This is a genomic window from Acinetobacter sp. Ver3 (assembly GCF_000632455.1).
In the GTDB taxonomy this organism is placed as follows: Bacteria; Pseudomonadota; Gammaproteobacteria; order Pseudomonadales; family Moraxellaceae; genus Acinetobacter.
In genome coordinates, this window is sequence record NZ_JFYL01000069.1 from 1 (window position 1) to 13,562 (window position 13,562).

At 40.8% G+C, this 13,562-nt stretch carries 13 protein-coding genes and 1 pseudogene; 9 read left to right on the top strand and 5 right to left on the bottom strand.

Annotated features, from left to right (window positions below; genetic code table 11):
- The 4 genes and pseudogenes from CL42_RS13495 to CL42_RS13510 all read right to left on the bottom strand — a co-directional run.
- A pseudogene (locus CL42_RS13495) lies at positions 1-293 on the bottom strand (nuclear transport factor 2 family protein); the annotation flags it as partial.
- A gap of 140 nt (positions 294-433) precedes the next feature.
- On the bottom strand, positions 434-1,699 hold the full coding sequence (locus CL42_RS13500) for an OprD family outer membrane porin (protein WP_035269626.1): 1,266 nt from the start codon (positions 1,697-1,699) through the stop codon (positions 434-436).
- A gap of 64 nt (positions 1,700-1,763) precedes the next feature.
- Complete coding sequence (locus CL42_RS13505; protein WP_035269629.1) at positions 1,764-3,110, bottom strand: MFS transporter; 1,347 nt, start codon at positions 3,108-3,110, stop codon at positions 1,764-1,766.
- A gap of 365 nt (positions 3,111-3,475) precedes the next feature.
- On the bottom strand, positions 3,476-4,285 hold the full coding sequence (locus CL42_RS13510; protein ID WP_035269632.1) for an IclR family transcriptional regulator domain-containing protein: 810 nt from the start codon (positions 4,283-4,285) through the stop codon (positions 3,476-3,478).
- A 155-nt stretch (positions 4,286-4,440) separates the two neighbouring features.
- On the opposite strand from CL42_RS13510, the gene pobA reads away from it, so the two are divergent.
- Positions 4,441-5,631 (top strand): 4-hydroxybenzoate 3-monooxygenase, encoded by a 1,191-nt coding sequence (pobA, locus tag CL42_RS13515; RefSeq protein WP_035269635.1) that lies wholly within the window; start codon positions 4,441-4,443, stop codon positions 5,629-5,631.
- Positions 5,632-5,708: 77 nt separating this feature from the next.
- Here pobA and pcaU read toward each other — a convergent pair whose 3' ends face one another.
- Complete coding sequence (gene pcaU / locus CL42_RS13520; protein ID WP_035269636.1) at positions 5,709-6,533, bottom strand: IclR family transcriptional regulator PcaU; 825 nt, start codon at positions 6,531-6,533, stop codon at positions 5,709-5,711.
- Between the two features lie 272 nt (positions 6,534-6,805).
- On the opposite strand from pcaU, the gene CL42_RS13525 reads away from it, so the two are divergent.
- The 8 genes from CL42_RS13525 (at position 6,806) to pcaG (ending at position 13,431) form a co-directional block, all read left to right on the top strand.
- Complete coding sequence (locus CL42_RS13525; protein WP_035269637.1) at positions 6,806-7,477, top strand: 3-oxoacid CoA-transferase subunit A; 672 nt, start codon at positions 6,806-6,808, stop codon at positions 7,475-7,477.
- 20 nt (positions 7,478-7,497) lie between these two features.
- The gene (locus CL42_RS13530) at positions 7,498-8,151 is read left to right on the top strand and encodes a 3-oxoacid CoA-transferase subunit B (protein ID WP_035269639.1); all 654 of its coding nucleotides are present in this window, start codon (positions 7,498-7,500) and stop codon (positions 8,149-8,151) included.
- A 23-nt stretch (positions 8,152-8,174) separates the two neighbouring features.
- Positions 8,175-9,380, top strand: a complete 1,206-nt coding sequence (pcaF, locus tag CL42_RS13535; protein ID WP_035269641.1) for a 3-oxoadipyl-CoA thiolase — start codon at positions 8,175-8,177, stop codon at positions 9,378-9,380.
- A gap of 62 nt (positions 9,381-9,442) precedes the next feature.
- Positions 9,443-10,801: a 3-carboxy-cis,cis-muconate cycloisomerase gene (gene pcaB, locus CL42_RS13540; RefSeq protein ID WP_035269642.1), complete on the top strand. Its 1,359-nt coding sequence runs from the start codon at positions 9,443-9,445 to the stop codon at positions 10,799-10,801.
- On the top strand, positions 10,798-11,580 hold the full coding sequence (pcaD, locus tag CL42_RS13545) for a 3-oxoadipate enol-lactonase (RefSeq protein ID WP_171076801.1): 783 nt from the start codon (positions 10,798-10,800) through the stop codon (positions 11,578-11,580). The genes pcaB and pcaD overlap by 4 nt, the downstream gene beginning before the upstream one ends.
- A 47-nt stretch (positions 11,581-11,627) precedes the next feature.
- The gene (gene pcaC, locus CL42_RS13550) at positions 11,628-12,026 is read left to right on the top strand and encodes a 4-carboxymuconolactone decarboxylase (protein WP_035269644.1); all 399 of its coding nucleotides are present in this window, start codon (positions 11,628-11,630) and stop codon (positions 12,024-12,026) included.
- Positions 12,027-12,061: 35 nt separating this feature from the next.
- Positions 12,062-12,787 carry a protocatechuate 3,4-dioxygenase subunit beta gene (gene pcaH, locus CL42_RS13555; protein WP_035269647.1) on the top strand — a complete coding sequence of 242 codons (726 nt, stop codon included), beginning with the start codon at positions 12,062-12,064 and terminating at the stop codon, positions 12,785-12,787.
- A 14-nt stretch (positions 12,788-12,801) separates the two neighbouring features.
- On the top strand, positions 12,802-13,431 hold the full coding sequence (gene pcaG / locus CL42_RS13560; protein ID WP_035269649.1) for a protocatechuate 3,4-dioxygenase subunit alpha: 630 nt from the start codon (positions 12,802-12,804) through the stop codon (positions 13,429-13,431).
- The last annotated feature ends 131 nt before the right edge of the window (positions 13,432-13,562 follow it).

Below are 13,562 nucleotides of genomic sequence, written 5' to 3' on the forward strand. Positions count from 1 at the left end.
TGTTCGACTAGATTTTCACGCTTACTAAATTGTGAAAGTGTGTCATTGATATATAAACTATCAGCATACAGATTGCTTGCTCGGTTAGTGAATTCAGGTGTACCTAAAGTATTGAATGCACTGGTAAAACGAACCCCTATATCTTGAGCTTTGGCAGGCGTCATGGTGATGCCTTGAACTGTCGATCGTGCTTGAGCATAATCATCAGAGTAACTTGGGATGCTTGCACAGCCTGATAAAAAGAGTAGAGGAAGGCTCAATGTCGCAGCCACAATTTTTTTGACGTGTTTCATGATCTCAATCCACTAATTTATTCTTATTTTTTAATCTACTGGCAATCTTGTGAAATGGATGTGAAATTAAAATATGAGCTGTGATCGATGAAAGGTATTTGTGTTAAAGGGAGTTCCGTTGAACTCCCTTTAACTTTGTTTTATTTAAATTTCCAAGTGTAATCAATGTTGACACGCATTTCGTCATCCGACTTAAATGCCATACCTACTGGTGGGATATCGTTACGGTAGCGACTATAACGTGTGCGAATATTTAAACCTTCGAGTTTACCCGTTGGAACACGATAGCTGAGCTCGAAATCAAGAGCATCTTGTTCAAACGTCTGATTGTCGGTGTTACGAATTTCAATATCATCGCCTTTACTATAACGAGTCATAAACTTTAGACCTTTCAATGAAGTGTCTTTAAAGTCATAGTCATAGCGTGCGTGATAGACTTTTTCATTAATGTTGGTGAAATCAGCACTCATACTATCTAAGAACACTGCTGGCTCTGAACCCGCTAAGGTCGGAAGAGCTGTATCACCAAAAGACTGCATATAGCCCAAACTGAAAGTATGATTGTTACGGTTAAGCCCAAAAATACCGCTCAAATGTTGATTTTCAATATGTCCTGCACGAGCTTGACCTGAGTCTTCACTCACAAACAGGCGTACATCCCCTAATAAATGCCCAATACCTATATCATGTTTGCTTTTTGCACCAATGAAATTTTGGTGATAAACATCATGAAGGTTGGCATGAAAGAGTTGCGCACTAATTTGATCGTTAAATTTATATTCAGCACCAAGCATGTGTAAGCCAGATGATTCGGCAGCAGTCTTAAATCGATTATTAGGATTGCCAACTTTAATTTTTTCATAATCTGTTGAATCACGTTGATTCACACGATCCACATACAGGGCATGAATTTTCAAATTATCCACTTCATTGATTTGAAGATGTGTACCTCGATAATTTTGCTGGAATAAACGAGCTGGTGAAGAGAACAAAACAGGGAACATTGGTGCGAGTGTACCCCCATGTAAAGTCGATTTGCCCACTTTCGCTTTTGCCGTCCAGCGAATTTCTCCATACTGATCAGCTTTACCTGATGGACTGCTTGGTAGTAATCCCGAAGCTGCATAATCGTCGGCATCACTGCCTAAAAGATTAAAACCGGCCAGTGCCATAATGTCTAAACCTAGTCCTACGGTACCTGGTGTATAGCCTGAATTAGCTTTAAAGATAAAACCTTGAGCCCAGTCTTTCTGATCTTTACCTGATTCATCTTGTGTATATGCGCGATCAAAATAAAAATTACGAGCTGTTAGATTGACTGATGAGTCGTCTATAAAAGAATTAGCTTGCGTTGTTGATAGAAATCCAGACGCAATTACCCCTAAAAAGATTGCAGAAAATCTCATTATTGTCCCTATATGAAAAGTGGAGCTAGACGTCTTGTCTAGCTCTAAAGTATTAAAAAAATGATTATGCAGATGTTGGTTGTTGGAAATGCAATTGTGCAGTTTCTTTATTTTTGAGTTTTGAAATGCTTAATACCATGATAATGGCTGCAACGAATGCCAACGCATAATAACCGTAAAGTACAAGTGATGAGATACCACTATCGAGGAAAGCACCTGCTACCAGTGGAGACAAAATACCGCCTACACGACCAAAACCAATCGCATAACCAACACCAGTCGCACGAACATCAGCATCATAGATTGCAGGAGACATCGCATATAGACCTGCGACACATCCGTTTGACATCATGCCAAGGAATAAAGCGAGAATGAATGCGATCATGAGTGAACCAGTACTGTTCACAAATAACCAGATCAAGATTGCAGTTAAGGCAAGGAAAGCCGCTTGAACATAGTAAATACGGATACGTGAACTAATCAGACCTAACAGCGCAGCACCAAACATACCGCCAGCACTAATCAGGACACCTGCTGTTACACCTTGTTCAGTGGTCATCCCATTTGCAGATAAGATTTTTGGTGTCCAACTCATGACGAAGTAGAAACCAAACATAACGAAGAAGAAGCTAAACCAGATACAAATCGTTTGAAGTGCCAATTTAGCGCTGAACAAACGTGCCAAACCACTCTTTGCTTGTTCGCTGGTCATAGTGACCGTAGGAAGTTGCTGTAATGGGGTAATATTGATTTTCTTTGCTAAAACATTAATACGTTCTAGAGCATTTTTTGGCTGTTTAACCAAAAGGTAATCAAGTGATTCTGGTAAGGTGAAATAAGACACGACCAACATGAATAAAGTCGCTAAACCACCTGTTAAGAAGACTGCACGCCATCCGAAATTGCTGATAAGCGCAATTGCAATAATCCCACCAACGGTTGCACCAATCGCGTAACCTGTACATTGTAAGCTGACTGCGAGACTTCTCCAACGCAGAGATGCGTACTCACTTGCAATAACATTACTACTTGCGAGAATACCGCCGATGCCTAAACCAGTCACAAAACGCATCATGCCAAGTTGCATTGCAGTCTGAGCAAATGATGCTGCAACCATACTTACTCCAGAGATAAGTAGGCAAAGTAAGATGAGTGGGCGGCGACCGATTTTATCAGCCCAAGGTGCAAGAAATAGTGAGCCAGCACCCATACCAAATAAGCCAGCACTCAATAGTGCACCAAGTTCAGCGCCAGTCAGTCCCCACTCGGCAGAAACAGATGCAGCAGTAAAGGCCATGACAAGAACGTCAAAGCCATCAATAACATTTAATAAAATACAGATACCGATAACAAACCACTGAAACCCATTCATGGTCTTGTTATTCATTTCCTCACGCGGGTTCTGAACCATTTACTTTCTCCATGGAATAAGACCTCATTGAAAAGCATTACGTGTGGCATGTGATTACATGTCATAAACGTAGGCAGACTTCAGAAGTCATCCTAGTAATGTTTAAGGTGTTCATCGCAGTCAGAACCCGTCCATATTCTGGTATTGATGAAATAATCAACACGTCTGCAATGTGCATGAATTTAGCATTATTGGATCCAAATTCAAGCAAAAAAATATTAACTTAGATATATTTTAGATTAAATGGATCCATATTTGCGAAGAAGTACTTGAAAAATATACTAAAGTACTAGGGATTAAAAAAATGAACGCCTCAGTTAAAGAAAGGAAAAAAATCTTAAAAGTTCATTCGAATCTTCCGAATTTTATAAAATAGCGCGCAAATCATGAGCTACTTGTTTAAGCTGGGGCAAAATATTTTGGATTAAATATGTTTCTGTAATTCTGTGGCTGGATCCGATACAGTTGAGTGCGGCTACAGTATTACCTTGCATGTTGAGAATAGGGACAGCTAAAGCAATAATTCCCAATTCATGTTCTTCTGTAGAAATGCAATAGTCTTGTTTTTGAACAGTTGCAATAGTGTTTATAAACTTTTGATGATCTATGATGGTAAAAGGCGTTAATCTCTTGAGTGGATATTGTGCAAGCCATTGATTAAGTTCATCATGGCTCAATCTTGAGAGTAGTATTTTACCTGTAGAGGTGGCGTAGGCTGGAAGGCGATTACCTAAATGAATACCCAACGGACTCATTTTAGATGATTCGTTCTGTTGAGGAACACTTTTCGCAACAGGTACGACTTCATGTTCATCGAGTACCGTGACTGAATAGCTCAGTGCAGTTTTGATACTGAGTAAATTCAGCATAGGTTGAGCGACTTTTGGTAAATATGCAGAGCTTAGATAAGCACTTGAAAAGCGTAAAACTTTGTAGGTGAGCCAATAAAAATGTTCATCTGTGTCTAAATAACCTAAAAACTTTAAAGTTCTTAAATATCGTCGTGCTGCGCTGCGACTCAATCCTGTACGTTCAGCAATTTGGGTGACATTTAATTTTTGACGTTCAACACCAAAGCACTCTAATAGATTCAAACCTTTAGCAAGGCCTGCAATATAATCATCATATTGAATTACTTCTTTATTTTTAGCATTTGAAATCAATTCATTGCGCATGATATTGCTCTGATTTACACCCTTGAATTCTGATATCTTGTCCGATGATCGGTCATTTGTCACTAAATTCGGTCGTATTTAGGGCTAAAGTCTAGTACCTCAGTTGGAATTTCATTAGGTTTTACAAAAGGAAAAAAATTGAGGGTGTTTGCAATATGGAAATTTTAAAAACCAAAGTCGCGATTATTGGTTCAGGTCCAGCAGGTTTATTACTCGGTCAACTGCTATATAAAGCTGGCATTGATCATATTTTAATTGAACAGCGTAGTGCTGAATATGTTGCCAGTCGTATCCGTGCTGGGATTTTAGAGCAAGTTTCAGTAGATTTATTGACTGAAGCTGGTGTAGATCAGCAACTGCGTGAAAAAGGGTTACCTCATCAGGGTATTGAAATTCTAACCAATGGTGAAAAGCACCGTGTTGATTTAACGCAGTTGACGGGTGGTAAACAAGTTACGGTATATGGCCAAACTGAAGTCACCAAAGATTTAATGCAGGCTCGCACAGCAGCTCAACTCACTTCATACTACGAATCAGCTAACGTTCAAGTACATGATTTCTACGGTCAACCAAGTGTTACTTTTGAGCATAATGGTCAGCAAGTTAAAGTTGAATGTGATTTTATCGCTGGTTGTGATGGTTACCATGGCGTGTGCCGTGCCAGTGTGCCAGAAGACAAAATTAAAACTTTTGAGAAAGTCTATCCATTTGGCTGGTTGGGGGTATTGGCAGATGTACCTCCTGTTGCGGATGAACTAATTTATGTGCAATCTGATCGTGGATTTGCATTATGCAGTATGCGTTCTAACACGAGAAGTCGCTATTATCTACAAGTACCGTTAACGGATAAAGTTGAAAATTGGTCAGATGAGCAATTTTGGGAAGAGTTAAAAAATCGTCTAGATCCTGAAAGCCGTGAAAAGCTTGTGACTGGTCCATCAATTGAGAAGAGTATTGCGCCATTACGTAGTTTTGTCACTGAACCAATGCGTTTTGGTAAAATGTTCTTGGCGGGTGATGCTGCTCATATTGTACCGCCAACAGGAGCTAAAGGTTTAAACCTCGCTGCATCTGATATTGCGTATCTTTCTCAAGCTCTCATTGAATATTATCAAACGGGTTCTGAGCAGGGGATTGAGCAGTATTCTGAAAATTGCTTAAAACGTGTATGGAAAGCAGAGCGTTTCTCTTGGTGGATGACTCATTTATTACATCGTTTTGAGACAGAAACCGAATTCGAGCATAAAATCAAACAAGCTGAATTAAGTTATATTCTTGGTTCAGAAGCAGGGCAAACTACGCTTGCTGAAAACTATGTTGGACTACCACTCCAAAAAGCGAGTTAATCCTCTACGTTAAGCTTAATCCATTGGCTATTTTTTAGCGCACACCAAATTGCTCCACAATTTGGTGTGTTTTTTTATTAAACAAATTGTCTAAATTCAATCGAGGTTTGCTGTAATAAGGGCAGAATATACTGAATTAAATATTCCTTACTGGTTTTACCTGTCGGTGACACAATGTTCAATGCTGCGATAACATCAGCACGATGATTGTGAATAGGTACCGCCAAAGCATGTACGCCTAACTCATGTTCTTCAGCTGAGTAACAATATTCATCAGCTCTAACTTCTGCTAATAATTTTATAAATTTCTCATTATCGGTATACGTATATTTGGTGAGTGCTTTGAGGGGATATTTTTCCAACCATTCTTCTTGTGCTTCCTTGGATAAATAACTTAATAAAATTTTCCCTGCAGATGTGGCATGAGCGGGTAGTCGGTTACCTAAATGTAATCCATAAGGATTAACACGATCAGTCTGTTGATGCGCTGCACTACGTGCAATCGTAATAGCTTCGTAGCCATCTAATACCATCACGGAATAAATGAGAGAGGTTTGCTGAGTAAGTAAATTCAACAATGGCTGAGCAATTTTAGGCAGCTGTGCACCACTTAAATATGCACCTGAAAACTTTAAAACTTTAGGTGTTAAATAATAGTAATGACCATCAAACTCTAAATAACCTAAATATTCTAAAGTCATTAAATGTCGCCTTGCAGCGGCTCGAGTCAACCCTGTTTTTTCTGCAGCCATGGTCACATTTAAACGGTGACGGTCATTTGCAAAACAATCTAAGATAGCAAGTCCTTTGCTGATACCTGCAATAAAGTCTTCATGACGAATCCACTTTTTATTATCTGGATTTTGAAGTTGTCTGTTCCTTGAGTCTGATTCTGTAGACACAGCATTTTCCTTGCTATTTTAAAAATTGAATTATTGATGCTGATTTAGAATCTTGAGCAATATACTCAAGATATTGTTCGATCATCGAACAAAAAAACTGTAAATCGTACAAAAAACTTTTTTCAAGGTAGCTCAAGCTTTTTAATTTATCAAGAATGGAGTGACGGAATCCAAGCGATTTAGTTGCATATTTCAATCTCCGTCCAGATTGAAATTGCGCTAATCGTGGATTCCCCAAATATTAAAATATGTTGTACAGAGGGAGTTGTTGGATGATCGATAAATCGTCACAGTCTTTAGTTGAAGCTTTATCCCAAATTAAAGACGGTTCAACCATTATGATTGGTGGGTTTGGTACTGCAGGTCAGCCTGCTGAACTCATCGATGGCTTAATTGAACTCGGTATTAAAGACTTAGTGATCGTCAACAACAACGCAGGTAATGGTGATTACGGCTTGGCTAAACTGTTACAAGCAGGCGCTGTACGTAAAATCATCTGTTCTTTTCCTCGTCAGTCTGACTCTTATGTCTTCGATGAACTCTACCGTGCAGGCAAAATCGAGTTAGAACTTGTACCGCAAGGCAACTTGGCTTGCCGTATTCAAGCGGCGGGTATGGGCTTAGGTCCAATCTACACACCTACAGGTTTTGGTACTTTGCTCGCTGAAGGCAAACCAACCATGAATTATGAAGGTAAAGACTACGTTTTAGAAAATCCAATCAAAGCTGACTTTGCGTTAATTAAAGCGCATAAGGGCGATCGCTGGGGGAACTTGGTGTACCGTAAATCTGCACGTAACTTTGGTCCAATTATGGCCATGGCAGCAGATATCACCATCGCACAAGTATCAGAAGTCGTGGAACTCGGTGCCTTAGATCCTGAACACATCATCACCCCAGGGATCTTTGTACAACACGTTGTACAAGTTCAACCTGCGCAGTAATTTGAGATTGGAGAAATAAAATGAGTTATCAAAAATTAACCCGTGATCAAATTGCTGAACGTGTTGCACAAGATATTCCTGATGGTGCTTATGTCAACCTTGGCATTGGTTTGCCGACCAAGATCTCGAGTTACTTACCTGCTGACAAAGATGTCTTTTTACATTCTGAAAATGGTTTATTGGCCTTTGGTCCACCCCCTGCGGAAGAAGACCGTGACCCTGAGTTAATTAACGCGGGTAAAGAGTTTGTGACTTTATTAGAAGGCGGAGCTTTCTTCCATCATGGTGATTCATTTGCAATGATGCGTGGTGGTCATTTAGACATCGCGGTACTGGGTGCTTTCCAAGTCGCTGAAAATGGTGATCTTGCAAACTGGCATACCGGTGCACCTGATGCCATCCCTGCTGTGGGTGGTGCAATGGACTTAGCCGTGGGTGCGAAGAAAGTCTTTATTACCACCGATCATGTCACTAAAAAAGGCGAGCCTAAAATCGTTGCTGAGCTGACTTATCCTGCGACAGGTTTGAAATGTGTGGACCGCATTTATACGGACCTTTGTGTGATTGATGTAACACCTGAAGGCATGAAAGTGATTGAGAAAGTTGAAGGCTTATCTTTTGAAGAGCTTCAATCGATGACGGGTGCCAAACTCATTGATGCCACTCAGGCTTAAGACTGGTTTTAGGATCTTACACTATGAAAAACGCATACATCATTGATGCCATCCGTACGCCTTTTGGTCGTTATGCCGGTGGTTTAGCCCCTGTCCGTGCGGATGACTTAGGTGCAGTGCCATTAAAAGCATTAATGGAACGTAACCCTTCTGTGGATTGGAATGTCGTCGATGACGTTTTATTTGGCTGTGCCAACCAAGCCGGTGAAGATAATCGTAACGTCGGTCGTATGTCGGCGCTTTTAGCAGGTATTCCTTATACAGTACCTGCAACCACAGTCAACCGTTTATGTGGTTCATCACTCGATACCGTAGCAATGGCCGCGCGTGCCATTAAAGCTGGTGAAGCTGACGTGATTGTGGCAGGTGGTGTTGAATCTATGTCACGTGCTCCATTTGTGATGGGTAAATCTGAGAGTGCATTTGGTCGTAGTCAAAAGATTGAAGACACCACCATGGGCTGGCGTTTTATCAACCCGAAGCTTAAAGAAATGTATGGTGTTGAAACCATGCCGCAAACGGCTGAAAACGTGGCTGAACAGTTCAACATTAGCCGCGCTGATCAAGACCAATTTGCTTTAACCAGCCAACAACGTACGGCTGCCGCACAAGCACGTGGTTTCTTTGATCAAGAAATCGTGCCTGTGACTATTCCACAGCGTAAAGGTGATGCGGTTGTGGTGGCAAAAGATGAACATCCTCGTGCATCAACCACTTTAGAAGCGTTAACTAAGTTAAAACCTGTTGTAAAAACAGACGGTACAGTAACCGCAGGTAATGCATCAGGCATTAATGATGGTGCGGCAGCGATTCTGATTGCGTCTGATGCAGCTGTAGAAAAATATGGTTTAAAACCTCGTGCCAAAGTAATTGGTGCAACCACTGTTGGGGTTGAACCTCGCATTATGGGCTTTGGTCCTGCACCTGCGATTAAAAAACTGTTAGCACAAACCGGTTTAACACTAGAGCAAATGGATGTGATTGAGCTGAACGAAGCGTTTGCAGCACAAGCATTGGCATGTACACGTGACCTAGGTTTAGCCGACGATGATGCGCGTGTAAACCCAAATGGTGGTGCAATTGCGCTGGGTCATCCATTGGGTGCATCAGGTGCGCGTTTGGTGACGACTGCTCTCAACCAACTAGAAGCAACTGGTGGCAAATATGCATTGTGCTCTATGTGTATCGGTGTGGGTCAAGGCATCGCTTTAATTATTGAAAAAGTTTAACAGCAATTTTTGGAAAGACGCTTTATGGTGAAAAACATGATGAAGCGTAATAGGGATAAGTTATGAGTCAGTTATATGCAAGTTTGTTTTATCAGAATGATGTAAATATCATATTTAGTGATGAAGCACTCGTTAAATATATGTTGCGTGCAGAGGTTGCACTGGCTCAAGCTCAAGCTGAAGTTGGTGTTATTCCCTTAATTGCTGCTGAAACGATTCAACGTGTTGCAGAACAAGAAATTCATTCCATTATTAATTTTGATCATTTGGCACAGTCCAGTGGTCTCGCTGGCAATATTGCAATTCCATTCGTAAAGCAATTCACTGCTGCTGTAAAAAAAATCAATGAAGATGCTTCCCGTTATGTGCATTGGGGTGCGACCAGCCAAGATATCATTGATACGGCCTTTATGCTGCAAGCTCAAGATGCGTTACAGCTGATCGAAAAGCAACTTATCCAGGCTATTCAGGCAACTAAAAAACTGACGATTCAATACCGTGATCAGGTGATGATCGGACGTACATGGTTGCAACAAGGTTTACCGCTTACCTTTGGACATAAAACAGCACGGTGGCTCTCTAGTTTAGATCGAGATTTAAAGCGTGTTCAGCAGTTACAGCAACATGTCTTAACAGCGCAGTTAGGTGGTGCGGTAGGTACTTTAGCTTCATTAACTGAATATGGTTCGGCTGTAGTGAGTAGCTACGCACAAAAACTTGGTTTAAATACACCCGTATGTACATGGCATGGGGAGCGAGATCGTGTAGCCGAAATTGCACATGTACTTGCAACGATTACAGGAAACTTGGGCAAGATGGCCCGTGACTGGTCACTCATGATGCAAACAGAAATTGCAGAAGTGTTTGAACCGAGTGGTGCTGGGCGTGGAGGGTCATCGACGATGCCTCATAAGCGTAATCCTGTTGCAGCTGCTTCAATTCTAGCCGCTGCAAATCGCGTCCCTGCATTAATGTCAAGTATCTACCAAAGCTTAGTACAAGAACATGAACGAAGTTTAGGTGCATGGCATGCTGAATGGCTAGCGTTACCAGAGTTATTTCAACTGACGGCGGGTAGTTTAAGTAGAGCAATCGATGTATTTACGGGATTAGAAGTAGATCCTGAAAATATGTTCAGAAATTTAGAGTGCACGCAAGGATTAATCATGGCTGAAGCACTGATGATGTCACTCGCACCTCAGATGGGTCGATTGAATGCACATCATCTTGTGGAAGCTGCTTGTAAGCAAGCAGTTGCCGAACAACGACACTTACTCGATGTTGTACAAAATAATCCAGAAATATTAGCTATTTTTGATCTAGATCAACTCCGTCAGATTTTTAATCCGCAACATTATCTAGGAAATACTCAAGCACAAATAGATGCGGTACTAGAGAGCGTTCAAGGAAGTACACCATAATGACATTAATCAATAATCGTAATGGTCAGCAGCTTGCGGTCTATCGTTTTGGTGACGATACAAAACCAAGCATCATTTTTTCAAACTCACTGGGCACTGATCATGGCATGTGGCAAGCCCAAATTGATTATTTTTCCAAAGATTATGATGTGATTTGCTATGACACACGTGGTCATGGAAGAAGTAGTGTCATTGAAAATACCACAATCATTGATTTGGCCAATGATGTCCTTGATGTACTCAATCATTTCTCTATAGAAAAAGCGCATTTTTGTGGTATCTCCATGGGGGGAGTTACTGGGATTCAATTAGGCATAATTGCACCAGAGCGTTTTAACTCTATTACCATTGCAAATTCAGCAGCAAAAATTGGAAATGCCGAGGCATGGTTGAGTCGTGCAGATGCGGTTGAACAAAATGGTTTGGCTGATATCGTCAGTACTACACATACGCGTTGGTTTAGTGAACAGTTTGATTATTTACACGATGTGACAGCTCAAAAAACCATTCAGAGTTTGTCTGTCACTCAGCCTAAAGGCTATGCAGCCTCTTGTCGTGCTTTAGCTCAGACGGATTTACGCAATCAACTTGGAAAAATTATTGTGCCTTGTTTGGCATTATGTGGCGGCTTAGATCCTGTGACCACAGTGAATGATGGTGAGTTTTTAAAACAACATATACCTGACTGTCAACTTGCAGTCATAGATGCATCGCATTTATCCAATATTGAGCGACCAGTTGAATTTAACCAAGCATTGCTTGCTTTTATTCAGTCTTAAGCACATCTGAACATCAAATAATTTCAATTTTAAAGAGGAACAACCTCATGAATGATGAAGAACGTTATAAGCAGGGGCTAGAAGTCCGTACTGAAGTCTTGGGTGAAGCCCATGTCGGGCGTTCACTTGAAAATTTAAATGAATTTAATGCTGATTTTCAAAACTTCATTAGTCGTTTTGCATGGGGTGAGGTTTGGTCACGACCAGGATTGCCAAGACATACACGTAGTTTGGTGACGATTGGAATCTTACTTGCATTGGGGCGTGAAGCAGAGCTCAGAATGCATATTCGTGCTTGTTTCAACAATGGCGTTACTAAAGATGATCTTAAAGAATTATTTTTGCATGCGTCTTTATATGCAGGACTTCCTGCAGCCAATGCTGCAATGCATATGGCAGAAGAAGTATTTGCAGAGTTAGGCATTTCGCCTGAGAAAATTAAATAAACGGACGATATTTTAAATTGAATAAGGAGAGATTCATGTCTCAAATTCTGATGGGTGCTTATGCACAGCGAAATACAGATGATCATCCACCAGCATATGCACCGGGATATAAAACCAGTGTATTACGTTCCCCGAAAAATGCACTGATTTCGATTGCTCAAACATTAACCGAGGTTACTGCACCTCACTTTAGCGCAGACTTATTGGGTCCTAAAGGCAATGATTTAATTTTAAATTATGCAAAAGATGGTTTACCTGTTGGTGAACGCGTCATTATTCATGGTTATTTACGTGATCAATTTGGTCGTCCTGTTAAAAATGCTTTGATTGAAGTATGGCAAGCGAATGCCTCAGGACGTTATCGCCATCCAAATGATCAGTATGTGGGAGCTATGGACCCTAACTTTGGTGGTTGCGGTCGAATGCTCACAGATGAAAATGGATTCTTCATTTTTAGAACGATAAAGCCAGGACCTTATCCGTGGCGTAACCGTATCAATGAGTGGCGTCCAGCACATATCCATTTTTCTGTGATGGCAGATGGCTGGGCACAGCGTTTGATTTCCCAGTTTTATTTTGAAGGCGATACATTAATTGATAGCTGTCCAATTTTAAAAACTGTTCCTTCAGAACAACAGCGAAGAGCTTTAATTGCGCTCGAAGACAAGAGTAACTTTATTGAAGCAGATAGTCGTTGCTATCGTTTTGACATTACTTTACGTGGTCGTCGTGCGACATATTTTGAAAATGATTTGACTTGATAGGGAGCATCAGGATGAATGGCTGGAAATTTGAAGAATTACATGAAACACCATCTCAAACAGGTGGTCCATATGTCCATATTGGATTAATGCCTAATCAAGCTGGTATAGAAGTATTTGAGCATAGCTTCAATAATCAAATGGTTCAAGATGGCACTCAAGGTGAACGTATTCGCCTCGAAGGGCGAGTTTTTGACGGTTTGGGTTTACCACTTCGCGATGTACTCGTAGAAATTTGGCAAGCTGATGCCAATGGTGTTTATCCAAGTCAGCAGGATACGCAAGGGAAGCAGCCAGATCCAAACTTTTTAGGTTGGGGTAGAGCGGGTGCGGATTTTGACACTGGTTTTTGGAGCTTCGATACGATCAAACCAGGTGCTGTTCCTGGACGTAAGGGTTCACAGCAAGCACCACATATCGCGCTGGTTATTTTTGCGCGTGGTATCAATTTAGGTTTACATACTCGAGTTTACTTTGAGGACGAAGCTGAAGCGAATGCGAAAGACCCAATTTTGAATGGTATTGAGTGGGTGCCACGTCGTCAAACACTCATTGCTAAGCGTGAAGAGCGTGATGGTCAGATCGTTTATCGTTTCGATATTCGTATTCAAGGTGAAAATGAAACAGTATTCTTTGATATTTAAACTTTGAACAAGAAATTAAAAAGGTCAGTGATTTCACTGACCTTTTGTTGTTTCTATCAATAGATTTTGATGAAACAACTTATCTTAACAATACAAAGTTATATATCCGTGAGCATAAATTATTGAGGTTA